Annotated in this window: 25 protein-coding genes; 16 read left to right on the top strand and 9 right to left on the bottom strand. The window is 60.7% G+C overall.

Annotation, left to right across the window (positions count from 1 at the left end; genetic code table 11):
- Nucleotides 1-15: 15 nt before the first annotated feature.
- The 3 genes from OHL13_RS01225 to OHL13_RS01215 are packed head-to-tail and all read left to right on the top strand — an operon-like array spanning nt 16 to nt 2,995.
- A complete protein-coding gene (locus tag OHL13_RS01225) occupies nt 16-1,212 on the top strand; it encodes an efflux RND transporter periplasmic adaptor subunit (protein WP_263408292.1) in 1,197 nt (398 codons plus the stop codon).
- An 11-nt stretch (nt 1,213-1,223) separates the two neighbouring features.
- Nucleotides 1,224-2,165 carry an ABC transporter ATP-binding protein gene (locus OHL13_RS01220; protein WP_263408291.1) on the top strand — a complete coding sequence of 314 codons (942 nt, stop codon included), beginning with the start codon at nt 1,224-1,226 and terminating at the stop codon, nt 2,163-2,165.
- A 2-nt stretch (nt 2,166-2,167) separates the two neighbouring features.
- Entirely contained in the window at nt 2,168-2,995 is an 828-nt protein-coding gene (locus OHL13_RS01215) for an ABC transporter permease (RefSeq protein ID WP_263408290.1), read from the top strand.
- Between the two features lie 166 nt (nt 2,996-3,161).
- Here OHL13_RS01215 and OHL13_RS01210 read toward each other — a convergent pair whose 3' ends face one another.
- Nucleotides 3,162-5,060, bottom strand: a complete 1,899-nt coding sequence (locus OHL13_RS01210) for a sensor histidine kinase (RefSeq protein WP_263408289.1) — start codon at nt 5,058-5,060, stop codon at nt 3,162-3,164.
- Nucleotides 5,061-5,118: 58 nt separating this feature from the next.
- Nucleotides 5,119-6,111 carry a YpdA family putative bacillithiol disulfide reductase gene (locus OHL13_RS01205; RefSeq protein ID WP_263408288.1) on the bottom strand — a complete coding sequence of 331 codons (993 nt, stop codon included), beginning with the start codon at nt 6,109-6,111 and terminating at the stop codon, nt 5,119-5,121.
- Nucleotides 6,112-6,196: 85 nt separating this feature from the next.
- Between OHL13_RS01205 and OHL13_RS01200 the strand changes: the two genes are divergently transcribed.
- Both OHL13_RS01200 and OHL13_RS01195 read left to right on the top strand, forming a co-directional pair.
- The gene (locus tag OHL13_RS01200; protein WP_263408287.1) at nt 6,197-6,802 is read left to right on the top strand and encodes a nitroreductase family protein; all 606 of its coding nucleotides are present in this window, start codon (nt 6,197-6,199) and stop codon (nt 6,800-6,802) included.
- Nucleotides 6,803-6,843: 41 nt separating this feature from the next.
- The gene (locus OHL13_RS01195; protein ID WP_263408286.1) at nt 6,844-8,028 is read left to right on the top strand and encodes an acyltransferase family protein; all 1,185 of its coding nucleotides are present in this window, start codon (nt 6,844-6,846) and stop codon (nt 8,026-8,028) included.
- A 13-nt stretch (nt 8,029-8,041) separates the two neighbouring features.
- On the opposite strand, the gene OHL13_RS01190 is transcribed toward OHL13_RS01195, so the two are convergent.
- A complete protein-coding gene (locus OHL13_RS01190; RefSeq protein WP_263408285.1) occupies nt 8,042-9,583 on the bottom strand; it encodes a fumarate hydratase in 1,542 nt (513 codons plus the stop codon).
- Between the two features lie 88 nt (nt 9,584-9,671).
- Between OHL13_RS01190 and OHL13_RS01185 the strand changes: the two genes are divergently transcribed.
- From OHL13_RS01185 to pgsA, 6 genes are all read left to right on the top strand, one after another.
- Nucleotides 9,672-10,127, top strand: coding sequence for a DUF3224 domain-containing protein (locus OHL13_RS01185; RefSeq protein WP_263408284.1), 456 nt, complete (start codon nt 9,672-9,674; stop codon nt 10,125-10,127).
- A 188-nt stretch (nt 10,128-10,315) separates the two neighbouring features.
- The gene (locus tag OHL13_RS01180; protein WP_263408283.1) at nt 10,316-11,710 is read left to right on the top strand and encodes an aspartate ammonia-lyase; all 1,395 of its coding nucleotides are present in this window, start codon (nt 10,316-10,318) and stop codon (nt 11,708-11,710) included.
- 383 nt (nt 11,711-12,093) lie between these two features.
- Nucleotides 12,094-12,672: a shikimate kinase gene (locus OHL13_RS01175; RefSeq protein ID WP_263408282.1), complete on the top strand. Its 579-nt coding sequence runs from the start codon at nt 12,094-12,096 to the stop codon at nt 12,670-12,672.
- Between the two features lie 129 nt (nt 12,673-12,801).
- On the top strand, nt 12,802-13,845 hold the full coding sequence (locus OHL13_RS01170; protein ID WP_263408281.1) for an AI-2E family transporter: 1,044 nt from the start codon (nt 12,802-12,804) through the stop codon (nt 13,843-13,845).
- A 224-nt stretch (nt 13,846-14,069) separates the two neighbouring features.
- Nucleotides 14,070-15,344, top strand: a complete 1,275-nt coding sequence (locus OHL13_RS01165) for a Glu/Leu/Phe/Val family dehydrogenase (RefSeq protein WP_263408280.1) — start codon at nt 14,070-14,072, stop codon at nt 15,342-15,344.
- A 115-nt stretch (nt 15,345-15,459) separates the two neighbouring features.
- Nucleotides 15,460-16,134 carry a CDP-diacylglycerol--glycerol-3-phosphate 3-phosphatidyltransferase gene (pgsA, locus tag OHL13_RS01160; RefSeq protein WP_263408279.1) on the top strand — a complete coding sequence of 225 codons (675 nt, stop codon included), beginning with the start codon at nt 15,460-15,462 and terminating at the stop codon, nt 16,132-16,134.
- 200 nt (nt 16,135-16,334) lie between these two features.
- On the opposite strand, the gene OHL13_RS01155 is transcribed toward pgsA, so the two are convergent.
- The 3 genes from OHL13_RS01155 to OHL13_RS01145 all read right to left on the bottom strand — a co-directional run bounded on the left by OHL13_RS01155 (nt 16,335) and on the right by OHL13_RS01145 (nt 19,434).
- Nucleotides 16,335-17,606, bottom strand: coding sequence for an aminotransferase class V-fold PLP-dependent enzyme (locus OHL13_RS01155; protein ID WP_263408278.1), 1,272 nt, complete (start codon nt 17,604-17,606; stop codon nt 16,335-16,337).
- A 129-nt stretch (nt 17,607-17,735) separates the two neighbouring features.
- Entirely contained in the window at nt 17,736-18,536 is an 801-nt protein-coding gene (locus OHL13_RS01150) for a GvpL/GvpF family gas vesicle protein (protein WP_263408277.1), read from the bottom strand.
- Between the two features lie 229 nt (nt 18,537-18,765).
- Nucleotides 18,766-19,434 (bottom strand): trimeric intracellular cation channel family protein, encoded by a 669-nt coding sequence (locus OHL13_RS01145; RefSeq protein WP_263408276.1) that lies wholly within the window; start codon nt 19,432-19,434, stop codon nt 18,766-18,768.
- 281 nt (nt 19,435-19,715) lie between these two features.
- On the opposite strand from OHL13_RS01145, the gene OHL13_RS01140 reads away from it, so the two are divergent.
- Nucleotides 19,716-20,864, top strand: a complete 1,149-nt coding sequence (locus OHL13_RS01140) for a DUF481 domain-containing protein (protein ID WP_263408275.1) — start codon at nt 19,716-19,718, stop codon at nt 20,862-20,864.
- Between the two features lie 68 nt (nt 20,865-20,932).
- On the opposite strand, the gene OHL13_RS01135 is transcribed toward OHL13_RS01140, so the two are convergent.
- Nucleotides 20,933-21,565, bottom strand: coding sequence for a c-type cytochrome (locus OHL13_RS01135; protein ID WP_263408274.1), 633 nt, complete (start codon nt 21,563-21,565; stop codon nt 20,933-20,935).
- Nucleotides 21,566-21,666: 101 nt separating this feature from the next.
- On the opposite strand from OHL13_RS01135, the gene OHL13_RS01130 reads away from it, so the two are divergent.
- Nucleotides 21,667-22,347 (top strand): porin family protein, encoded by a 681-nt coding sequence (locus OHL13_RS01130; RefSeq protein WP_263408273.1) that lies wholly within the window; start codon nt 21,667-21,669, stop codon nt 22,345-22,347.
- Between the two features lie 63 nt (nt 22,348-22,410).
- On the opposite strand, the gene OHL13_RS01125 is transcribed toward OHL13_RS01130, so the two are convergent.
- On the bottom strand, nt 22,411-22,833 hold the full coding sequence (locus OHL13_RS01125; RefSeq protein WP_263408272.1) for an acyl-CoA thioesterase: 423 nt from the start codon (nt 22,831-22,833) through the stop codon (nt 22,411-22,413).
- 23 nt (nt 22,834-22,856) lie between these two features.
- Between OHL13_RS01125 and pncA the strand changes: the two genes are divergently transcribed.
- From pncA to efp, 3 genes are all read left to right on the top strand, one after another.
- Nucleotides 22,857-23,489 (top strand): bifunctional nicotinamidase/pyrazinamidase, encoded by a 633-nt coding sequence (gene pncA / locus OHL13_RS01120; protein WP_263408271.1) that lies wholly within the window; start codon nt 22,857-22,859, stop codon nt 23,487-23,489.
- A 21-nt stretch (nt 23,490-23,510) separates the two neighbouring features.
- The gene (locus tag OHL13_RS01115; RefSeq protein WP_263408270.1) at nt 23,511-23,843 is read left to right on the top strand and encodes a hypothetical protein; all 333 of its coding nucleotides are present in this window, start codon (nt 23,511-23,513) and stop codon (nt 23,841-23,843) included.
- 117 nt (nt 23,844-23,960) lie between these two features.
- Entirely contained in the window at nt 23,961-24,521 is a 561-nt protein-coding gene (gene efp / locus OHL13_RS01110; RefSeq protein WP_263408269.1) for an elongation factor P, read from the top strand.
- Between the two features lie 44 nt (nt 24,522-24,565).
- On the opposite strand, the gene OHL13_RS01105 is transcribed toward efp, so the two are convergent.
- Entirely contained in the window at nt 24,566-24,862 is a 297-nt protein-coding gene (locus OHL13_RS01105) for a hypothetical protein (protein ID WP_263408268.1), read from the bottom strand.
- Nucleotides 24,863-25,196: the final 334 nt, after the last annotated feature.

Raw genomic sequence — 25,196 nt, 5'->3', positions numbered from 1 at the left:
AAGACATCGAGCAACATGACTGCTAACCACTCCACTGAACGCTCCTCCCGCGCGTCCTACGTTATCGCCGCCGGATTCTTTCTGCTGCTTGCTGTCGTCGCCGTGCTTGTCTTCCTTCCCCGGCTGCGGCACAACCGAGAACTCGCGGAAGAATCCAGCGCCGTCACCGGGCCGCCGGTCGTCCTGGTCTCCAGGATCAAAACCGGCGCTAAGGACAGCAAACTTGAGCTCCCCGGCACCGTGCAGGCCTTTGAGCAGACCGCCGTCTATGCGCGTACCAATGGTTACGTAAAAGCCCGCTATGTCGATATCGGCGACCACGTGCGCCAGGGCCAACTGCTCGCTCTGATTGAAGACCCCACCACAGAACAGTCTCTTCGTCAGGCCCAGGCCAACGTCATGCAGCTGAAAGCGCAGGTTGTGCTGGCTGAAGCCAATGCAAAGCTGGCCGACGCAAACGACACCCGCTGGAAGGATCTCTACAAACAGGGCGTCGTCAGCAAGCTCGACGCCGACACCCGCGGAGCTACCGCCTCCACCAACCAGGCCACCGTGGAAGCCGCAAAAGCCAGTGTCGCCGCCGGCGAAGCCACCGTAAAAAGCCTGCAGGAACAGCTCAGCTTCTCGCGCGTCACCGCACCATTTGATGGCGTGATCCTTTCACGCAACATCGACAACGGATCGCTGATCACCTCCGGCTCCTCCACCGCCACCACGCAGATGTTTACCCTTGGACGGTCCGACATCGTCCGCGTCCTCAGCTCCGTTCCGCAGTCTGAGTCCATCGCCGTTCTCAACTCCAAGGCCGCCAAGGTTAACTTCCGCGAGCTGCCCAACCACCCCTATCCCGGCACCATCGCGCGCACCAGCGCCAGCATCGACCCCACCTCGCGCACCATGCTGGTAGAAATCGACCTGAAGAACGATGGCAAAATCCTTCCGGGCATGTATGCCAGCATCCAGTTCGATGCTCCACGCGCCGAGCCGCCCACCATTCTGCCCACCAATGCCCTCATCGTCCGCACCGCCGGCCCGCAGACCTTCGTCGTCGGCCAGGACAATATCGCCCGCGTGCGCAGCGTCGTCCTGGGTCGCGATATGGGCAGCAGCGTCGAAATCGTCTCCGGTTTAAAGCCTGGGGAAGACGTCGTCATCAACCCCACAGACCAGGTGGTTGACGGAGCACACGTCAACCCCAAGCCCATGCAGTAAACTTCATAGCGGTGATCGTAGAAATCCAGTCGTTGCGCAAGGTATACGAAGGCAAGCAGACCGTCACAGCCGTCGATGGCATTGACCTCTCTGTTGCGCCCGGTCAGATCTACGGCTTGCTCGGCCCGAACGGCGCCGGCAAAACCACAACCATCTCCATCTGCACCACACGTGCCCTGCCCACCGCGGGCACCGTGCGCATTGCAGGCGTCGATGTAGTCGCCAACCCGGCAGAGGCCCGCCGCCATATCGGCGTGGTGCCGCAGTACAACACGCTGGACCGCGCCTGCACCGTCTTTGAGAACATCTACTTCCACTGCCGCTACTTCGGAGCCTCCTCGGCCGAGGCCAAGGCTCGCACCACCCAACTGCTCGACCAGTTCCATCTGAGCGAACGCACCAAGGCCTACCCGCAGCAGCTCTCCGGCGGCCTGGCCCAGCGCGTGCAGATTGCCCGCGCCATCGCCCACCGCCCCAAGGTGCTCTTCCTCGACGAACCCTCCGCCGGCCTCGATCCGCAGTCGCGCATCGCCATGTGGGACATCGTCCGCCGCCTGCATACCGAGGGCATCACCGTCGTTCTAACTACCCATTACATGGAAGAAGCCGACGAGCTTTGCAACCGGCTCGCCATCATCGACCACGGCAAAATCCTGGTGCAGGACACCCCCGCCGCCCTCAAAAGCTCCATCGGCGCGGAGACCATTTACCAGCTCGACCTGCGCCAGCCGGAGCAGGCCACGCAGCTTGCCGCCCAGCTACGCAGCTTCCATGGCGTCTCCAGCGTGGAAAACACACCCAGCGGCGTCCGCGTCCTGGCCAAAGCATCGGACGGCCTGCTGCCGGAGATCGTCACCGCCGCCAACCCCTACGGCCTGCGCGATCTCTCCATCACCGAGCCCAGCCTTGAAACCGTCTTCATCCGCCTGACCGGGCGTGACCTGCGAGAGTAACGATGCCCAGCAACGCTACCCAATACGCCCACGCCTTCCGCGGACTCTTCCTGCGCGACCTGCATGTTCTGCGGCGCGAGCTGTTCCCCTTCATCATCCGCATCTGCATGAACCCGATCCTGTTCCTGTTCGTGTTCACCTACATCATGCCGCACATGTCCGGCGGCGCGGCCATGAATCCCACCGCCAGCATGGCCCAGGGCACAGGGGTCACCTTCTCCACCGTGCTTCTTCCCGGCCTCATGGCTGTGGCCATCATGTTCAGTGGCATCGCCGCCGTCGCTCTTCCCCTGGCGCAGGAGTTCGGCGTCACCCGCGAGATCGACGACCGCGTCATGTGCCCTCTGCCGGTCGGCGCCGTCGCCATTGAGAAGATCGTCTTCTCCGCCATGCAGAGCATCATCGCCGCCTGTATCGTCTTCCCGCTGGCCTATTACATTCCCAGCACACCGGTCTCAGCGCACGTCTCCAGCTGGCCTTTTCTGATTCTTGTACTCATTCTCGCCTCGCTGACCGCGGGCGCCCTGGGGCTGACCATCGGCACCACGGTCAAGCCGCAGCAGATCGGCCTCATCTTCGGCGTTGTCGTCATGCCCATCACCTTCCTGGGCTGTGTCTACTATCCGTGGGGAGCGCTCACGCATATCAAGTGGCTGCAGTACGGTGTGCTGTTCAACCCGATTGTGTATATGAGTGAAGGCCTGCGCGCCGCGCTGACACCGGCACTGCCGCACATGCATCCGGCTGCCATCCTGGCCATGCTCTGCTTCTTCCTGGTGCTGTTGACCTGGTTAGGCATTCGCGGCTTCCTTCGCCGCGTGATCGGTTAAATTCTTTTCGTCACTGACGGGGAAGACGAACCTTCGTTGAGAGCTTCAGCTCTCCAACGGATTAAACAGTGGCCTTCAGGCCGCTGAAACAGCGATCAAAGAGAAAGGGCTTTCGCCCTGGGTACACAAGAAAACCCAGCGCGAAAGCCCTTTCTCTTTTCTCATACTACTGACGAGAAGCAACGGCTCCCGCCGATGGCCGTTCCAGTTTATCGTCACTGCCTAACGCAACCTGGGTATCCACCAGCCCACCCTCGGGGAAGAAGATCGCAAAGCTCGTGCCGGAGTGCTCGCCCTGCCGACTCTTCACCCGCACCGTTCCGGAGTGCTTGCGGATGATCTCATCGCTCACCCATAACCCCAGGCCCGTGCCGGTCGCGTCCTTTGTCGTGTAGAAGGGCTCAAACAGCCGGCGGAGCGTCTCCTCGCTCATCCCGCTCCCGGTATCGCTCACAGTCACACGCACGCCGGTGCACCACTGGCCCTGCAAGGAGCGGCCCGTGCCGTAACGAGCCCGTACAATCAGGCGTCCGCCGCCGACCATCGCATCAATCGCATTGCCGATCAGGTTGGCGAAAAGCTGCCTCAGCTCTCCACTGAAGCCAAACAGCGAGATCGATGCATCCATCTCACGCTCGACCATAATGCGCGCGCTCGTCAGCCTGGACTGGTGCAGCGTCAGCACCGAGTTCAATACCTCGACAATCTGCGTCTCCACGGGGAAGGTGGACTGCCGGTAGAAGCGCAGCGTCTGCTGCGTAATCTCAGAGACACGTGCCAGTTCCCCCTGCGCCATGGCGACATACTGCCGAGCCTCCTCGTCCATCTGCGGATGCGTCTCCAGCAGGTACAGCAGGTTGGTTACGGCTTCCAGCGGATTGTTGATCTCATGCGCGATGCTCGCGGCCAATCGTCCTGCCGCAGCCAGCTTCTCCGTCTTGCGCAGCAGCTCCTCCGAATGCAGGCGCTGCGTAATCTCCATCACCACACCGCCCACCCAGCGCACGGTTCCCTGCTGCGAACGCACCGGGTACCAGTTGCAGATCCATGTACGCTGCACGCCGGGCTGGCTTGGAAGTTCGCCTTTCATCTCCACATCGCGTACCGGCTCACCCGTCGTGAAGACCGTCTCCAGGAGTTGCTCGACGCCTCCCGCAAGCTGCCCCGGAAAAATCTCACTCATCCTGCGGCCAAGGTGCCGGTTGATCGGCATCCCGTTCATGTCCGCCAGGAACTGGTTCAGCCGCACATAGCGCAGCTTCTGATCAAAGAACGCAAACCCGATGGGCGCATTGCCCAGCATGGAATCCAGCAATGCCAGCGTCTCATACAGCCCCGATCGCTGGTCCTCCAGCTCGCGCACCATCGTGTTGAAGCTGCGCGTCAGTTCTCCTACCTCGTTGCTGGTCGTCACCGTCAGAGGAAATCCCGCGTTCGACTCAGGATCGCGGATGATCTGCTGCGTCGCCTCGCGCAGCCGGCGCAGCGGACGGCTGACACCGCGCACAATCAGCACAATCGGCAACAGGTTCGACAGCAGCGCCAGCCCGCCATACCAAAGCGCGCTGTTCACGACGCTGGTCGTGTTCACCGCCGTTGCAGAGGCGCTTGGCTCCAGCCAGATCAACCCCGTCGACTGGCCGCTGACGTAAATCGGAGCCACCGCCTCCGTCTGACCGCGCTCGGTCACAAACAGCCGTGGCTTCAGAGCTCCACCCAGTTCGCGGCGCTCTTCGGCGCTCAACGGCTGATCAACGTTGGACTGCGTTACCGCCAGGGTTTTGCCATCCAGGTCCGTGACGCGCGCTCCACCAATGGTCGGCGTAATGCGCGATATCTCCAGAATCTCCCGCAGAGCATCCATGTGCCCCTGGCTCAACGGAACGCTTGAGGCGTTGGCCAGACGCTCCACCTGCTGCAACAAACGCTCCCGCGCACGCGACCGCGTAAACTCACGCTGCGATGAGATCGTATAGCTCAGAAAAATGACGAGCAGGATAGTCTGCACCACGATGGTGCCGAGGATCAACTGCCCCTGGATCGTTCTTGGCAGAATGCGACGCATGACAAATGGTGTTTCCAAGCCTAAACCCTATGGAGATTGAGGGAAACCCTCCTCATCCTCAGGAGAGCTTCTTCTTCAGGTCGCGCGCGATCTGCACACCGTGGAAGCGCCCATTTTCAATGAACACCTCGTTGGTACGCTCCCCCGCCACAATCACCCCGGCAAGATAGATGCCTGCTACGTTAGACTCCAGCGACTCCGGATCGCACACCGGGCAGCGATCATTCTCCGCATCCAGCTTTACACCCAACTCTTCCAAAAACTCAAAGTCGGGCCGGTATCCGGTCAACGCAAAGACAAAGTGATTCGCAATCGTCACCTCGCCCTCAGGCGTGGTCAGCGTCACCGCGTCTTCCGTAATTTCTTTCACCACGGTCGAGAAGTGCGCCGCAATCTCACCATTCTTGATGCGGTTGTTGATGTCCGGCAGAATCCAGTACTTCACATGCTTGTGCATCTCCGGCCCGCGATGCACAAGGGTCACGCGAGCTCCGTGCCGCCACAGGTCCAGCGCCGCAATCGCAGCCGAATTCTTGCCCCCGATCACCAGCACATCCAGACCAAAGAACGGATGCGGCTCGTTGTAGTAGTGCTGCACCTTCGGCAGCTCCTCACCCGGCAAGCCAAGATAGTTCGGCAGATCGTAATAGCCGGTCGCGACAACAATCTTCTTCGCGTGGTGCTCAACCTTACGGCCGAAGCGGTCTTCGGTATGGATAACAAACGCGCCATCCATGCCCGCAACCTTCTCCACACGCTCATACTGCCGCACATCCAGCCTGTAGTGCTCGGCCACCTTGCGGTAGTACTCCAGCGCCTCGCTGCGCGTCGGCTTCTGGTTCGGCGAGCTGAAGGGCATGTCGCCAATCTCCAGCAGTTCGGGCGTCGTAAAAAACGTCATGTGCGCCGGATAGTGAAACAGCGAGTTGCACAGGCAGCCCTTATCCACCATCACGGCCTTCAGGCCCGCGCGCTGCGCTTCAATCGCACATGCCATACCCGTTGGCCCCGCGCCAATCACCAGAACATCGAAAGTTTCGATCGCGCTCATAACCACAATTTTATCGGAGACGCTGCGACATCGAAGTATCCTGAGCATCCAACAGACATTGACAACACATAAGGAGCACCTGCACATGCCCGATCTGGAACACATCAAGCATGGCCCGGCGGAGACCGGCGTCGAAGAGATCATCCTCAAGCGCTGGAGTCCCCGCGCCTTCTCAGACAAGCCCATCGCGCCCGCTGATCTGAAAAAGATCTTCACCGCCGCCGGCTGGGCCGCAAGCTCCTACGGCGAAGAGCCCTGGCGCTTTATCGTCGGCATCAAGGGCGACAGCACCTACGACAAAATCCTGTCCGTACTCGTGGAGTTCAATCAGGGCTGGGCCAAGTCCGCCCCCGTGCTCTACCTCTCCGCGGGGAAGAAGACCTTCACCGCCAACGGACAGCCCGACTACTACAGCCTGCACGATACCGGCGCCGCCTCCACCACCGCCGCGCTGCAGGCCATCGCCCTCGGCATCCACAGCCACGGCATGGGCGGCTTCGACCACAAAAAAGCACGCGAGGTCTTCAATATCCCGGAAGATTTCGACATCGGCGCCGTCTGGGCCCTCGGCTACCTCGGCGACCCCGAAACACTGCAGGGCGGCATGAAGCAGCAGGAACTCTCCCCGCGCAAACGCAAGCCGCTCGAAAGCTACGTCTTCACTGAGTGGGACAAACCCGCACAGTTCTAAGCAGGGCACGATTTTCTACATGCCCTTACAAGCAGGCATGTATGCTGATTTCGATGACCTCTCCCCAACAGTCATTACCCATTGGAAAATCAGGGCCGAGCCGGCTCTCCGTAACCGGCTCGGTCTTTCTGGACCTTCTTCGCTTCAGCGCGGCTGTTGTTGTGGCCATCGGCCACTTCTCCGACGGCTATGCCACCCGCTGGCCCAACCTTGAGGGCTCCGCGGCCGATGCGGTCTCGGTCTTCTTTGTTCTCTCAGGCTTTGTCATCCGTATGATCACCGTGGGTGGCCGCGTCAGCGCGCGGCAATACACCGTAGACCGAGTCTCTCGCATCTACTCCGTACTTATTCCCTCCATGCTCTTCTCGCTGCTTGTAACCGCACTGGTACAGGCATTTCCGGGCCACTCGCTGCTTGAGATGCACTACACGCTTGCTGATGCGGCCAAACAGATCTTCGCCAACCTGACACTCAGCTCGCAGATCTGGGGCATGGATATCCCCGTAGGTTTCAACCAGGTCTTCTGGTCACTGGGCTATGAGTGCGCCTACTACGTTCTGTTCGGCGTCGCCATCTTCATACGCGGATGGAAGCGCGTGGTAGCGCTCGTCCTGCTCTGCCTCTTCTATGGCCCGCCGATTCTCTCTCTGCTGCCGCTTTGGTTACTGGGATGCGCGCTTTATGAGGCCTATCAGTACCTTCGCAACCGTCCTAACCCGATCAGAACACTCACCCTCATCTATGCCGTGATGGGAGTTGCCGCTCTGGTTCTGCTCCTGGCGGCAATGCACTTCCGCAGCCTGCTGCATTCGCCCGCACTGCATGCACAGTTGCATCACTTGCGGTCGTATCTGCCCGCCCATCTTCACCTGCTGCGCCGCTCTAGGCCACGCTTCTACTATGTGGGCGTTCCAGCAGCATTTGTCATGCTGTATGGGCTCCTCTTGTGCGACCGCATCCGCCTAGACAAGAACGATGCCATCGTTCGCACCATCCGCACCATAGCCGACGGCACCTTTGCTCTTTACCTGATCCACCCCGCCCTGTTTGCGTTGGCCGGGGCGTACATTCCCTATGACCGCTCCAGCAACCTGCAGGCCTGCCTCGTGTTGTTTGTAAGCATCGTCCTCGGCGTCGCCGCAGAAGCACCCATGAACTGGATCAAACAGAGAATGCGCGAACGGCTGCTTCCGCAAAGAGGCAAACCTGTGCTCAACCAAACGTAATTCCATTGAGCTCTTACTGTAGAATCGGCACTCCCCCAAACGTTCCCGCGATCCGCGCCTTCCACTCCGCCGGCCCCGTCTCATGCACGCTGACGCCGTTCGAATCCACCGCCACCGTGACCGGCATATCCTTCACCGTGAACTCGTAGATAGCTTCCATGCCCAGGTCTTCAAACGCCAGCACCTTCGATGCCTTGATCGCCTTGGAGACGAGATACGCCGCGCCGCCCACAGCCATCAGGTAGACGGCCTTGTTGTCGCGGATGGCTTCAATCGCCGCCGGTCCGCGCTCGCTCTTGCCCACCATGCCCAGCAGGCCCGTCTGCTCCAGCATCTGGCGCGTGAACTTGTCCATACGCGTCGCGGTGGTGGGACCAGCCGGGCCAACCACCTCTTCCCGCACCGGATCCACCGGCCCGACGTAGTAGATAAAGCGTCCCGTAAAGTCCACCGGGAGCTTCTCCCCCTTGTTCAGCATGTCGATCATCCGCTTGTGCGCCGCATCGCGGCCGGTCAGCAGCTTGCCGTTCAGCAGCAGCACCTCGCCCGGCTTCCAGTCCAGCACGTCCTCGCGAGTCACCGTGTCCAGGTCCACACGCCGCGCATTCGCGGGGGAATAGGTCAGCTCCGGCCAGTCTTCCAGCGACGGCGGATCGATATGCGCCGGACCGCTGCCATCCAGGTGAAAGTGCGCATGGCGCGTCGCCGCACAGTTGGGAATCATCGCCACCGGCAGGTTAGCCGCATGCGTCGGGTAGTCCAGAATCTTGATGTCGAGTACGGTGGTCAAGCCGCCCAGGCCCTGCGCTCCGATGCCGAGGGCGTTCACCTTCTGGTAGAGCTCGATGCGCATCTCTTCCAGCTTGTTCGCAGGCCCGCGCGCGATCAGCTCCTGCATGTCGATGGGTTCCATCAGGGCCTGCTTCGCCAGAAGCATTGCCTTTTCTGCCGTGCCTCCAATGCCAATCCCCAGCATGCCCGGCGGGCACCAGCCAGCGCCCATCTGCGGCACGGTCTTGATGACCCAGTCCACAATCGAGTCCGACGGGTTCAGCATCGCAAACTTGCTCTTCGCCTCGCTGCCGCCCCCCTTGGCCGCGACGATGACATCGATGCCATCGCCCTGCACCAGCTCGATGTTAACGACGGCGGGTGTATTGTCTTTGGTGTTCTTGCGGCTGAACGCCGGGTCGGCCAGCACGCTGGCGCGCAGCTTGTTGTCTGCATCGTTATAAGCCCGGCGAACACCTTCATCGCACATGGACTGCACATCCATGGTCGCGCTGGAACCGTTCGGCCCCGCCCACTTCACGTCCATGCCGATCTTGAGGAAGACGGTGACGATACCGGTGTCCTGGCAGATGGGCCGGTGGCCCTCGGCGCACATGCGGCTATTGATCAGGATCTGGGCCATCGCGTCTTTGGCGGCGACGCTCTGCTCCAGCTCATAGGCGCGAGCGAGGTTGGTGATGTAGTCCACCGGATGGTAGTAGCTGATGTACTGCAGCGCGTCCGCAACGCTCTGGATGAGGTCTTCCTGTTTGATCGTGGCCATTGATTTTCCCGCAATTATTCTAGGCGTTGTGGATTACCCTTGTCCCCATGCCGTGCGAAGATCGGCCAGTTCTGCATCCAAAATGACTATGCGTAAACTCCTCCTCCTCGTTGCCCTGTCACTCTTCCCCACCTTTCTCCAGGGACAAGCCATGACCCACGCCAAAGGATCCTTCGACGTCAACGTCGCGCCCACCGGTCATAACCCCGACGCGAGCATCACCTCCATGTCGATCGACAAGAACATCCACGGCGACCTGGAGGCCACCACCAAGGGAGAGATGCTCTCCGCCGGCGACCCGAAGGCCGGCACCGCCGGCTACGTCGCCATGGAACGCGTTACCGGCAAACTGAACGGCCGCGTCGGCAGCTTCGCCCTGATGCACTTCGCCACCATGTCCGGCGGCAAACAGGAGATGAAGATCATCGTCGTCCCCGGCTCCGGCACCAACGACCTCTCCGGCATCTACGGTACCTTCACCATCACCATCGACGCCAGCGGCAAGCACACCTACGACTTCGAGTACGCCTTCGCGACGAAGTAGGTTTCCTGTCTTGTCATCCTGGAAAGATCTGCTTTGAGCCTTTATCTTTCGTGCCTTGTCATTCGTAGCCGAAGGCGAAGGAATCTGCTTGTTGACGGAGCAAGAAGCAGATCTCTCCGCTACGCTGCGAGATAACAAAGCAGGAAAAACATGGCGAACAAGCGATAATGGAGGCGACCGGAGCCCCCATGAAGACCCGCACCGAAAAAGACTCCCTCGGCCCCATCGAACTCCCCGCCGACGCGCTATACGGCGCACAGACGGCCCGCGCCATCCGCAACTTCCCCATCAGCGGCATGCGCGCACATCCGGCGCTGATCCGCGCCATCGCGGCCATCAAACTCGCCGCGGCCGAAGCCAATCGCGACCTCGAAACCGTCTCCGCCGAGCGAGCCAACGCCATCGTCAAGGCCGCGCAGGAGGTCCTCGACGGCAAACACCACGACCAGTTCGTCGTGGACGTCTTCCAGGCCGGAGCCGGTGTCAGCTTCCACATGAACACCAACGAGGTGCTGGCCAACCGCGCCAACCAGATCCTCGGTGCAAAGCTGGGTTCGTACGAGAAGGTCCACCCCAACGACCACGTCAACTACGGCCAGTCCACCAACGACGTCTTTCCCACGGCCATGCGCCTCTCTGCGCTGCTGGCACTCGAAGACCTTTTCCCGGTGCTCAAGTCTCTCGCCGCCACCTTCGCGAAAAAGGCCGCCGAGTTCGACCACGTCCTCAAGTCCGGCCGCACCCACATGCAGGACGCCACACCCATCCGCCTGGGGCAGGAGTTCGCAGCGTATGGCCTTGCGATCTCCAACTGCTGCCGCACCATCACCCGCACCAGCGCCAGCCTGCGCGAGCTCGGCCTCGGCGGCTCAGCCGTCGGCACCGGCATCAACACGCACCCCAACTACCGCGCGCTGGCCATCCAGAACCTTTCGACCATCACCAGGCAGCCGCTCGCGCCATCACCGGATATGCGCTACGCCATGCAGAGCTGCGCCCCGATGGCCGACCTCTCCGCCAGCCTGCGCACGCTGGCGCTGGAACTCATCCGCATCAGCAATGACCTCCGACTTCTCTCCAGCGGCCCCAATACCGGCTTCAACGAGATTCAGCTCCCCGCCCTGCAGCCGGGCTCTAGCATCATGCCCGGCAAGGTCAACCCCGTCCTCGCCGAGCTCACCGCCATGGTCGCCTTCCAGGTCATCGGCAATGACACCGCCATCGGCTACGCCGTGCAGGCCGGCCAGCTTGAACTGAATGTGATGATGCCCACCATCACCTACAACACCCTGCAGTCCATCCAGATCCTCACCAACACACTCCGCGAGTTTGACCAGCGCTGCATCGCCGGCATTACCGCCAACGAAGACCGCTGCGCCTTCTATGCCGAGAGCACCGTCTCGCTCGCCACCGCGCTGAACCCCTATATCGGCTACGCCAAGGCAGCGGAGCTTGTGAAGGAATCCATCGCCACCGGCAAAGGCATCCTCTCCCTCGCACGAGAGAAAGAACTCCTCACCGACGAGCAGATTACGGAGATTCTTGACCCAAAGAAGATGACCGAGCCGAGAGAGACGATCTAATCGGATGCTGGGATGGCGGGCTGCTTTTCTTACCTTGTCATTCCGCAGCGAAGCAGAGGGATCTGCTTTTGCATAACCCTCATGACCGCCCACCGCAGCCTAAGCCCTGTCACCATCAATCTCCCCTCAACAAACCCCTTGCAACTTCCCGCACCCCGCAGTACTCTCAACAACTGACATGCAGCATCGCGCATTCCAGTCCGGCTTTTGCTTTACCTACCGCTACTGCTGGCCAGTAGCGGCTCAGGCGAAGCGCGGGCGTGCGTTCCGGGGATAATCCCCAAAGATCCAGAAAAGCCCAAGTTTCAAGCCCCGAGCCGCGACCCCTACCAGGTCGCGGCTTTTGTTTTACCCCCAAATCCAGTCCAAAAGAGGAAAATAGAATGGTGACCGTCGACAGCTCATCCAAACCCGCAACCTCCACCCCGCCGCAGATTGCCCCCTCCACCGAACGCGTGGTGTTGACCGGCTACATGGGCGCGGGCAAATCGACGGTGGGCCGTGCCCTGGCCGCGGAGCTTGGCTGGGAGTTCGTGGACCTGGATCACTTTCTGGAGGCACGCCACAGCGCCACCATTGCCGACCTGTTCACCCAGCACGGCGAACCGGCCTTCCGCCAGTTTGAGACCCGCGCCCTGGCCGCCGCTCTGGGCCGCAAAAACATCGTCCTGGCCCTGGGCGGCGGCGCCATCGAGTCGCTGGCCAACCGCCTGCTCATCGAGCAGAAGCCCAATACGCTGACCGTCTTCCTGGATGCTCCCTTCGGCGTTCTCTTCGACCGGTGCGTTCTGCAGCCGGACGCGGCCATCCGCCCCGTGCTGAAGGATCCCAACGCCGCCGAAGCCCGCTTCAAGAGCCGTCATCCGCACTACCGCCGCGCCGCCCAACTCACCGTCGACACGGAGCCGCTGACCCCGGCCGAGACAGTCGCCCGGCTGATCGAAGAACTCCGCACCCGCTAAGTCATACCGCGACCCGTGTGCCCCACCCTCGCGGAGCCGGGCTGGGTTCAATGAAACGATCTACACGCCGGGCGCAGTTTCTGCATCGTATGCTGTGACACATCTGCACAACGTACGGAGAGACTGCGCTTGGCTGAACCGCCGATTATCAACCCACCCAAAGACCGTGCCCGCGAGATTCGCGGCTATATCCTGTTCACCTTCATGGTTATGCTGGCCATCTACCTGGCCTGGCGGCTCATCCATGAACTGGAGATCCTCTACGTCTCGGCCATCTTTGCCGTGGTGCTTACCCCGGTTGTGCGCAGCATTATGCACTGGCGCATCCGCACCTGGCATCCGGGCAGGGGGTTGTCGGTCGTCTTCCTGATGGTGGGCATCGTCGGTGGCCTCACCCTGCTCTTCTGGCTGGGTCTGCCGCCGGTCATCTCCGATTTGAAAGAGTTTGCCACCGACCTGCCTGCGCGCATTCCCCCGGCGCTCGCCAAAATCAAACATCTGCCCATGGCCGACAAACTGGGCGTCGATGCCGTCACCTCGCATGTCGAGCAGGCTCTCTCCGCCACCGCAAGCTACATCGTCGCCACTCTACCGAAGTGGATCGGCAGCGTCGCCGACATCTTCATGGCGATCATCCTGACCGTCTACTTCATCCTGGAAGGCGACACCGTCTACCGCTACTTCCTGTCCATGGTCCCAGGCATCTATCGCACACGGCTGGACATGACCCTGCAGAAGGCCGAACTTCGCGTCAGCCGCTGGCTCATTGGCCAGCTTTCGCTCATGGCGATCCAGGGCATCTACAGCGTGATCGTCTTCTGGGCGCTGCATGTGCGCTACTTCATGCTGCTGGGCGTGCTGATGGGCATCACCAACATCATCCCGGTAGCCGGCAACCTCATCACCATCGTCATCGTCTTCTGCGTCGCCGCGGTGGACTCCTGGACCAAGGCCTTCATCGTCCTCGCCTTCTACCTGCTCTACTCGCAGGTAGAGAACGCCTGGCTTACCCCGCGCATCATGAAGTCCTCGGTCGACCTGATGGGCATCACCGTCCTGGTCGCCCTGCTCTGCGGCACCGCCGTCGCCGGCATTGTCGGCGCTCTGGTCGCCGTACCCACCGCCGCCCTGGTTGCCGTCATCGCGGATGAATATCTGGTCCGGGGAGATTGAGGCAGGTTGCAAGGTGCGAGTTGCGGGAATCGGGTATCTCCTCACAGCTCGTACCTCGCAACTCACAACTTTTCTCCCACTTTTGTTGAGTTGCTACCCCTGTTTGCAGCGTCCTATACTCGTGCGGTTTGGCCACGAACCGGTCTGGTCAAACCAGGATTGCTGCCGATAGATACCAGGTGGCAGCCGACGGCCGGAGAGTAGTAACTAAAGGAAGTAAACCCATGCAGGTGAACGACATTTTGACGCTGGAACAGGAAACCAATCCCTGGGCTGCGCAGGAAGCCCGCTTCAATGAAGCGGCTGAAAAACTTGGTCTCGAGGAAGGTTTGCAGAAGGTTCTGCGCCAGCCCAATCGCGAGATCATCGTCCATTTCCCCGTTTTGATGGACAACGGAAAGATCGAAGTCTTTACCGGCTACCGTGTACAACACTCGGTGGCCCGCGGCCCGGGCAAGGGCGGCATCCGCTACTCCCCCGACGTCAACCTGGACGAAGTGCGCGCCCTGGCCAGCTGGATGACCTGGAAGTGTGCGGTCGTCAACATTCCCTTCGGCGGAGCCAAGGGCGGCGTTATCTGCGACCCCCGCAAGATGAGCCAGGGGGAACTGGAGCGCATGACCCGGCGCTTTACCGCCGAACTGATTGATTTCATTGGCCCGGAGAAAGACGTCCCGGCCCCCGACATGAATACCAACGAGCAGACGATGGCCTGGATCATGGATACCTACTCCATGCACATGCGCCAGACCGTCACCTCCGTGGTCACCGGCAAGCCGGTCAACATCGGCGGCTCCAAGGGGCGCACGGCCGCTACCGGACGTGGCCTGGCCGTAGTCTGTGATGAGGCGCTCAAGCACCTCGGCATTGAGCAGAAGGGCTGCCAGGTCATCGTGCAGGGCTTCGGCAACGTCGGCTCCAACGCTGCCCGCCTGCTGCACGAGCGCGGCTACCACGTCATCGGCATCGCCGAGCATGATGGCGGGCTGTACAACGCCGGCGGCATCGATATCCCGGCCCTGCTGAAGTACAAGCAGCACGCCGGAACCGTCGTCGGCTTCCCGGAAGCCGAAGCGGTCAACCCTTCCACCCTGTTGGAATACAAGACGGACATTCTGCTGCCCGCGGCGACGGAAAACGTCATCACCAGCCGCAACGCCGAACGCCTGCAGTGCCGCATCCTCTGCGAAGGCGCCAACGGACCCACCACTCCCATCGCCGACGAAATCCTGTCCGACAAAAAGATCTTTGTCATTCCGGACATCATGGCCAACGCCGGCGGCGTGACCACCAGCTACTTCGAGTGGGTACAGGACCGTATGGGCTTCTTCTGGACCGAGGAAGAGGTAAACACCCGTCTGGACAAAACCATGGCCGACAGCTTTGCCGACGTCGTCCGCTACGCCCAGCAGCACAACGTCAACAACCGCATCGCGGCCTACATGCTGGCCATCGATCGTGTCGCCTACAACATCCGCCAGCGCGGCATCTACGCGTAATCAATACGGGCATCAGGGAGCAGCCAACAGGGAACAGTAAACCGTCGCTGTTCCCTGTGCTTTCTTTCCTGTTCCCTGTTCTCTGATCGCTGTTCCCTCATAGAATAGTCTTGTTGTGAATCTCCCCAACTCCATCACGATGAGCCGCATTGCCGCCGTACCGCTGCTCATCTGGGCGCTGTCGCCGGTCTTTCCCTGGCAGCACGTCCCCGGGGCGCAGGAGATTGTCGCCTCGGTCATCTTCGTCATGGCCTCCATTACCGACGGCCTGGACGGCTACCTGGCCCGGCGGCGCGGGCAGATCACTACGCTCGGTATGCTGCTGGACCCGCTGGCGGACAAGTTGCTGGTCACCGCAGGCTACATCTGCCTGGTCAGCTTCACACCCACGGTCGTGAAGGCGTGGATCGCAGTCCTGGTCATCGGCCGCGAGTTCCTGGTCAACGGCCTGCGCTCCATTGCAGCCTCGGAAGGCTTCACCATCCAGGCCAGCGAGATCGGCAAGCTGAAGACCGTCATCCAGATCGTCTCCGTCACCACGGCCATCATGTCGCACGGATGGCAGCGCTGGGATATCTACGGCTTCATCTTCGACTGGCACCTGGTCGCCGTTACCGCCATCTACTGGATGACCATCGTCTCCATCATCTCGGCCGTGGATTACTTCGTCGGCTTCTGGAAGAAGATCGACAACAAGTCCGAGAGCCGCCGCAAGCGCCGCAGCTTCGTCCTGAACCGCAAGAAAAAAGTCCAGGTCCCGAACGCCTCCGGCACCCAGCACATCAGCTAAGAAACACCACGTTGTCATTTCGACCGGAGCGCGTAGCGGAGAAACCTGCATTCTCCGCGTGTCATCCTAAGCGAAGCGAAGGCCTGCTTTTGCTTTGCTTTCGTCTTTCTGTTTGTCATTCCGCAGCGTTAGCGCAGGAATCTGCTTTTGCCTTATATAAGGGCACGGCTGGACAACCAGACATCCAGCCGACTAGCCATCTATCCAACCAGTTTCGGCATCGCCCCAAGAAACCGTTCGACATCGGCCATATCGTTATAGACCGAAGGCGAGATGCGGATGTGGTTCCACCGTGTTGTCACCTTCACGCCAACCTTGCGGAAGCTGTCCGCATACTGCTGCGCGTTCTGGGCTACCACCGTCACAATCGGTGAGGTCGCATCCATAGGAGTCATCAACGTGTAGCCGCGCTTTACCAGTTCTTCCTTGGCATAGCGGGTCAGTGTCTGCACATGCGCCTGGATCTTCTCCGGCCCAAAGCCTGCGATATACGGCAGCGAATACTCCAGCCCCGCCATCGTCGCCGTGTTCGGCTCATAGCCCATCGAGAACATGCCCGGCGCTCCCGCCTTGTTCTGGTAGTCGTCCACAATCTGCACCCCCGGCTTGTCGAAGGGATACATGTGCGTCTCCGGCAGCAGCCGTGTGTACTGGCTGAAGTGGTAAAAGGGCGGTTGCATCTTCTCCTGCGACGACTTGCGGACATACAGAAATGCCGTGCCCGACGACATCAGCCACTTGTAGGTCGCGCAGCAGGCTGCATCGACTCCGCTGGAAGCCAGGTCCAGTGGCTGATTGCCGGCGGCTTGAATTACGTCCGCGTAGACCATCGCACCCTTGGCGTGGGCCATCTCCGAGACCTTCTTCAGGTCATGCTGAAATCCGTTGACGAATGCAGTATGGGAAACGGCCACCAGCTTCGTTTTGCCCTTGATGATGGCGCGGTCCAGGTCTTCCAGCGGAATGCGGTTGTCCTTGATTTTGACCCAGGTCACCTCCAGCCCGCGGCGGGACATGTCGGTGTACATCTCCTGCGATCCCACAAAATGCAGGTAATCGCTGACCACATGCGCGCCTTTTTCGTGCAGCCCCACGGCACTGGCGATAAAGCTCTCGCCCGCCTGCGTGCTGGGAACCATCACGATTTCAGAGACATCGGCGTTCACCAGCTTCGCAAAGTTGGCGCGGATTCGGTTCTGGTCCGGCCGGAAGCCGTCCGGGTCCCCGGCCTCAAACGACGCCGCATGGCGGATCAGCACATTTGCTCCGGCAGGCCGCGCGTGCTGCGCCGCTCCGTCCAGGTATGCGGTCTCACGGAATTGCGGGAAGGATGCCTTGTCCGGCAGGCTGGTGGGAAACGTAAGCTGCGGCAAAGGGCTGGCGGCGCGCTGCTGGGCCAGCGCAGGCAGGCCGCGCAGAGCAAACGGCAGGGCTCCCGCGCCCTTCAGAAGACTTCTGCGGTTCAGGGACATCCGTGGTTCCCCTTCAGACTGTTTGGAGTAAACCCAGCCTATGGGGTGCGGCAAAACGTGTCAATTTTGCTTGTTTTAAGCAGCAAAAACCCGCCTTTAGGGCGGGTTTTGCGTGAGTTTTGACGCGGTTTATGCACTTACAGCGGTCGTTGGAACGCGTGCCGCGGCGGCAGCTACTACCTGGGCCGGAACGGCGGTATGCGTATGGCCACTGGCCGCAGGCTTGTGGACGAAATGATACGGCGGCCAGGGTCCGGAGAGCTGGAACTGGCAGTCCTTCATTGTCTGCAGGGCCTGGGCGTACTTGTTCTGGTAGCGCTCCACACACTTGCGGTCGATCAGGTGGGCGATATCGATCAGCAGCTTACCGGAATCCAGGCGCTTGCAGGAGATCTCCTCCGACAGCGGCAGGAACATGCGGTTGAACTGCACCGAAAGAGCACGGGCACGAGCCTGACGCTCTCTCTGACGACCGGCCTGCTCACGCAGACCCGCCAGATATTCCTTGCCGGCGCAGCAGACCTGCAGCTTGGAAGCGCCTTCGACGTCGTCGACCAGCACCTTCAGATGCATCTCTGCCTTGCCCTGGAAACGCTCCATGTTAGCGGCAAAGTGGCGATGGTTGGAACGGATGGAGCGGCGCAAAGCGTCGTCATCCGCAAAAGTGGTGTTGAAACGAAATGGCAGAAGCGTCGTCTGTTTAAAGCAGTCAGCGATCACGCGGGCGTGGTCTTTCTGGCACTGCTGGTCGATACGGGCTGCATCTTCTTCGGAATGTTCAGAGACCAGGACGGCAAGATCACTCGCCGGGAACAAAAATACCTGATTTCCAAAAAGTCCCTTTACGTTTTCCAGGGGCATTGGTCGGCGGTGCCGTGAAAGCTCCGGAAAAGCCTGGCGCTCAGCGATACAGTAGGCATACCAAGACATATTTTCTCCGCATAAAACTGTCGGGAATGAAGGATTCTTCCCGCAGCCGTTTTTATGTATGTAGCGGTAAAGCTCAACAAACGTTTGGCAGCTGGTTCGACCACTAAAAGGCGGACTGAACCGATTGCGAAACGGATACTATGCCTGCCCTATAACGTTTGGCAAGCCTTTGTTTTGTTGCAGCTTTGAAGAAAAGAAAGGGGTCCTGCCATCGCCCTGCATGGCCCTCTTAAGCCTTACGATTCAATCTCATAGACGGTGTGCGCCAGCCAAATACATTGGACAGCAGACGCAGCAGAAAGCCGGTCACGGTGCCCAGCGTTGAGCTGGTCTCCGTGGACAGACCAAAGCGTTCCGCACCCAGGTAAGTGGCCGCCGCAACGGTCGCGGCAATGGCGTACGGCTCACCGCGTTCGAAGACGGCGGGGGTACGTCCGCTGAACACATCGCGCAGGGCTCCGCCGCCGACAGCGGTGGTGATGCCCAGCAGCAGACAGGGCAGAAAAGCCAGACCGGCATCCTGCGCGCGGGTTGCGCCGGCGACGGCGAACAGGCCAAGCGAAACGGCGTCAATGATGAAGATGAACCGCTGGACCCGCACCCCGACAACCGAGCCGAAGAACAGCGCCAGCGTCGCTCCGCCCAGGGCGCAGGTCAGGTAGGAGGGGTGTTCGAAGGAGAGCGGCACGCCCTGTTGCAGGATCAGATCGCGGGTTACGCCTCCTCCGACGCCGGAGATCAGGCCGAGGCCGAGCACGCCCATCCAGTCATAGTGGTAGCGCTGGTCGCGCCGCACGGAGAGCGCTCCGGCGAAGGCTCCCACACCAAGCGCCAGGTACTCAATCACCATGGAAACGGTGGCCGTGCGGATGGGTGCGTGGGGAAGACCTGGCAGCATGAGCGCTATTTTTTCTCTGCGGGAAGCTTATCGCGCCAGCTTGGGCCATTGGCCTCGCGCCGCTTCCGGGCCTCTTCAGGATTGGAGATGCCCACGAGGGAAAGGATACGGAGGATCATGGTTACGATTGACTTCATGAGTATTGGGTGCCCTCGTCTCAAAACTGGAAAGATGACATCATCTTATGAGACAGCCTACAGGTGTGGCGAATGGGATACGTCTCCTGGCCACCGTGGCACACCGCAAGATCAATCCATCTTTGAGAGGAAAATCGCGAGTTCATGTCTCTGTTTAAGCGCGTGCACGGATTGGCGTTGCTGCTGGCTCTGGCGCCGGTAGCGGTAGTAGCTGAGGACAAACCCAACGAGAAACCCACCCCGGACGTCATCGTCTTTCAGAACGGCGACCAGTTAACCGGAACGCTGGTGCGCGGCATTGGCGATACGGTTGTCTTCAAAAGCGACGTGGTGGGCGAAGTCACCGTTCCCCTGAGCAAGGTCAAGGAGTTGCGTTCCAGCGGCAGCTTTGCCCTGTTGAAGAAGGACACCCCGGTGAACAGGAAAAACACCCAGACCGGCATGGTGAACGTGGTTGGCGACTCCGTGACCCTGCTGCAGCCGATGGGGCAGGTAGAGACGATCCCGGTCAAGAACCTGGCCTACATCATCGACCAGCAGACCTATGACCGCGAGCTCGAAAAGAAGGCCGGACCTCTGTATGGCTGGAAGGGCACGCTGACGGCGGGAGCATCGTTTGTCCAGAGCACGCAGCATGGCGGCACTTTTACCAGCGGCATCAGCCTGTCGCGATCGATTCCGACGGTGGCCTACCTAAAGACGCGCAACCGCACGCTGTTCAACCTGACAGAGACCTACGGCAAGCTGACAACGCCGGTGATTCCGCAGACCAATCCTCCGACGCCGGACTCGGTGGTCAAGACCAGCATCTTCCACACCGATCTGGAACGCGACCAGTATGTCTCGCAGCGGTTCTACTACCTGGGAACGGTAGCGTTTGACCACAACTACTCTTCCGGTCTGGACCTGCAGCAGATCTACGGTGCCGGCATGGGTTGGACACCGATCTCAACCGCCAAGCAGCAACTGGATGTGAAGGGCAGCATCAACTACGAGAAGCAGCAGTTTGAAAGCGCCTCCAGCAATCTGAACCTGATTGGCGCTTCGATTGGCGAAGCCTACAAGCGTAACCTGCCGCGCGCGGTGGTCTTCACCCAGTCGCTGCAGGTGTTGCCGGCCTTCAATAATGTCCAGGCCTACTCGGCGAACTTTGCCACGGGCCTGACGATGCCAGTCTTCAAGCGGCTGAGCATGAGCGTCTCGGCCAGCGACAACTTCCTGAACAACCCGTCGCCGGGCTTCAAGAAGAACACCTTCCAGTTTGTGACCGGCGTGACCTACACGCTGCCGTAATCGCGGAAACCGCAAAAAGCCCCACCTCTACAAAAAGAGGTGGGGCTTTTTTATGCGTTCTGATTGTGTCAGTCGCCCATCAGGTTGCGGACCGGGTCTGGAAGATCGTCGCCTGCCTGCTGCAGCAGCAGGGTCAGCTGCCAGATCTGCTGGCTGGTGAGCTTGCCGGCAAAGGCGTGTCCACTGGCATTCGGGCTTCCCTTGGCGATGGCGGTGTAGATCGCCGAGGGAGTCTTATGGCCGAGGCTGGGTGCGTGCTGGCCCCAGAACTGCGGCGCATTGCCCTTGCGCGGCTTACCGCTGGGTGAGCCATGGCAGGCAGCGCACTGCTTGCGGTAGAGAGGTGCGGCGGCTTCAAAGACCTCTTCACTGGCAGCAAAAGGTGCCTGCCCCGCGGCGAGAGCGGTTTTGCTGGGCGGAGCGACCTCAAGCGGTGCAGCGGGAGCCGGCTGAACTGGCGGCTGAGGCTTTGGCGCGGGTGCTGCCTGCGAAATCCTGGGTTCCGCCGGCTCTGCTCCGGGCTCGGACCCGGGGTAGCTGCCACGGATGCCGGAGGAGTTCCGGACGCCGCGCAGGGCCTCTGGATGCAGGTACAGGTAGCCGGCTGTAGCGGCCATGCCGGCGCCGAGCACAGCGCCGAGCAGCAGCTTGCCAGAGCCGGAAGAAGATTTGGAGGAGCCTTTGCTGGATCGTTTGGCCATGAATTCCGCGCCGGGGATGTTCTAATAAAAGAGTGCGCCGTTTGCGCTGGCGCTACTGGTTTGAAACTAACAGAGCAAGAAGGCTGCAGGGGTATCGTTTGATGTTCGGTTTGAAGCGGATGGTGTGCGCGCTGGCAATGGCCGCGCTGGTGGGAACGGCTTTTCAGGGCGAAGCGCAGCAGCAGGACCGCCGTCAGCGGCGCCTGAATGCGACGCGCAGGGCGCGTATCGCGAAGACGATTGAAGAGACCTACTCTCACAAGTACGAGCTGTTTGGCGGCGTGGGTTACCTGCGCTTCCGCTCGGGCGAGTTTTTGCAGCGCAACAACGAGGTTACGTGGAATGTTGCCGGGAACTACTACCTGAATCCGCGCTGGGCGGTGGTTGCCGACGTGCGCGGCCACTATGGCAACGCCAAGACGAACAACAATCCCTACAACGTGTGGAACCCGCTGATTACGCACTACACCTTTATGGGAGGACCGCAGTATCGCTTCTACCGTAAGGAGCGCTTCAGCGCGAGCGTAAACGCCCTGGGCGGTCTGGCGATGGGCAACTTTGACGGCGGATCGAAGGGCATTCCGGCCGACGCGCTGGGAATGTGGAAGACCAGCAACACCGGCGCCTTCTCCGTGGGTGCAAACCTGGAGTACAGCTTCTACCCGAACCTGGCCTTCCGTATCGCTCCTGCCTATGAGGCGACCACCTTCGGCTCCAAGCTGCAGAACAACATGGGCTTCAACATGGGTGTCCTGTACCGCTGGGGCGTACAGGGGAAGTAAATCCCGTCAGAAACAGGAGAAAAGCCCGGCGGCCTGCCGGGCTTTTCTATGCCTGCAGGCGGATTATTCGCCAGCCATTTCACCCGCCATGCGGGCGGCATAGTGGTCAGGCAGGCGGGATTTCTTGAACTCGCGGTCGATAACGACGTGGACCGTCTCGCCTTCGCAAAGCAGTTCCTCGTCGCAGACACGGACGACCTGGTAGCCGATGCGGATGATGGAACCGCCGCGCACCTGCTTCACCGTCGTGCGGATAGCGATCTCGTCGTCGTACCGGGCGGGACGCTTATAGCGGGCATTGACCTCGACGACTGCGATGAGAATCCCTTCTTCCTCAAGCTGTTTATAGGGGAGGCCGAGAGAACGGAGCAGCTCGACGCGACCCACTTCGAACCAGACAACGTAATTTGCGTGATAGACCACGCCCATCTGATCGGTCTCGGCGTAGCGGACGCGAACGCGGGCTTCGGCTGTAGGTGCGGACATATCTCTTAGTGTACGAATAAGCTATGGGCCTTGCGCTGAAGCCGACCGATACGCTGATTGTCATCGACCTGCAGAATGACTTTTGCCCCGGCGGTGCGCTGGCGGTCAACGACGGCGATACGATCGTTCCACTGGTCAACCGGTTGCAGCAGCAGTTCCGGCACGTGGTTCTGACGCAGGACTGGCACCCGGCCGGGCATATCTCCTTTGCCAGTGCGCACCCGGATAAACAGCCGTTTGAGTTGATCCAGCTGGGCTATGGCCCGCAGGTACTGTGGCCGGATCATTGTGTGCAGGCCAGCACAGGGGCAGCGTTTCACCCGGGGCTTGAGACCACGCGGGCGGAACTGATGGTGCGCAAGGGGTATAACCCTCAGGTGGATTCCTACTCGGCGTTTCTGGACAACGATCATGCAACGCCGACAGGGCTTGCCGGAGCGCTGCGCGAGCGCGGACTGGGGCGGCTGTTCTTCTGCGGGCTGGCGTATGACTACTGCGTCTTCTACTCGGCGGTGGATGCCGTGGCGCAGGGCTTTGAGGCGTATGTGATTGAGGATGCATGCCGCGCGATTGATCTGCATGGGTCAAAAGCCGCAGCGAAGCAGACCATGGTGGAGCTGGGCGTTCACCTGATTTCGAGTGATGATCTGCTGTAGCGCTGTGCTACGCTTCTGGCCATGAATGCCGTGCAAGGCCGCAGTGTTGTGATCGTCGCGTACCGCCCGAAGCCTGGGAAAGAGGAAGACCTGCTGCAGCTGACGCGGGAGCACCTGCCGCTGCTGCGTACAGAGGGGTTGGCAACGGACCGCGAAGCCGTCGTGTGCCGCGCCGCGGACGGCACCCTTCTCGAGGTCTTCGAGTGGGAGGCCGGAGCGATTGAGAAGGCGCACGCGAATCCGCGGGTGATGGCGCTGTGGGAGCGATATTGGGCCTGCTGCGAGGTGGTTCCGTTGAACCAGCTTCCAGAATCGAGCCAGATGTTCGCCGGATTTGCCCCCGTGGCCCTGTAAGCGGCCCGGAGGGGCGCTGAGCTACAATCGAAGAGGTTCAACCGTGCAGTGCTGACGCCCTGCCAGATCCGGCCCTTTGCGGCGCGGAAACCCACCAACAATTTCAGGAGACACACCATGGCGATTCCCGCCACTCAGATGCGCCCCGGCATGATCATCAAGCATAACGACAAGCTGCACATGGTCTTTGCCGTGGAGCACCGCACGCCGGGCAACCTGCGCGCCTTCATCCAGGCCAAGCTGCGCAACCTGTCCTCGAATGCGATGTTCGAGCACCGCTTCCGTTCCGGCGACGCGATTGAACGCGTCATCGTAGACGAGATCTCCATGGACTACCTGTACAACGACGGCGACGACTACTACTTCATGGACACGACCACCTACGAGCAGACCATGCTGACCCGCGACACGCTGGGCGATGCCGTAGACTACCTGCTGCCCAACCTGAATATCTCCGTCAGCTTCTACGACGGCAAGGCTGTTGGTATCGACCTGCCCGGCGTAGTGGAGATGACTATCGTCGAGACCGAGCCGGGCATCAAGTCGGCCACGGCATCGTCGGTGACCAAGCCCGCCAAGACCGAGACCGGCCTGGTGATCCAGGTTCCGCCGTTCATCAACGAGGGTGAAAAGGTCCGCGTGGATACGGCCGAAGGTACGTACATGTCACGCGCGTAGTCTTGTTGAAATCAGCGAAAAGGCCCGCTTCGGCGGGCCTTTTGCTATTCGCTGTACGGCACGCCAAAGACCATGACCGACGTCCGCGACGGGCGGCGCATCTCGCCAATGATGGTGGGCTGTTTGCCCATCTCGCGCCAGATGCGCAGGGCGTCCGCGTTCATGTAAAGCAGGCGCACCTGTTCACGGGTGCTGCCGCTTTCGCCGTAGATGCTGATGGTGCGCAGCAGTGTCTCCTGCCCGGTGGCCTGCAGGTAGTTCCACAGGCTGACCGAGGGAGAGTTGGAGAGGTCGCGCACCTCATCAATGCCTTGTGCCACTACGGTGTAGTTCAGTGCCATTGTTACGATCTATACCCTGACGGAAGGTCCAAACCAATAATAGTGCCGCCAGCAGTTGACGCAACGCACCGGGAACAAACCGAGGTAGCGCAGAAGGTTGTCAATGGGGCGTGGCACAGCATTTTCAAACTGCACCGACGTGCACAAAGGGCATTGGGATTTCTGACCGAAGAGCAGTTTCATGGGATGAACTACTTCCCTGCCCGAGGCTTGAGCTCCGTTGCCGATTTCGGCGGCAATGCGGACGCTACCGGCGTGGGGCGAAAGGGGAATGGAGCCGGCTGCGCAACGGGCTGCTCGACCGTATCCGGCACCATCTTGTGCGTCCGTGGCG

Source organism: Terriglobus tenax (assembly GCF_025685395.1).
Classification (GTDB): Bacteria; Acidobacteriota; Terriglobia; order Terriglobales; family Acidobacteriaceae; genus Terriglobus; species Terriglobus tenax.
The sequence above is the reverse complement of the archived record's forward strand: the minus strand, read 5'-3'. Positions and strand labels throughout refer to the sequence as shown.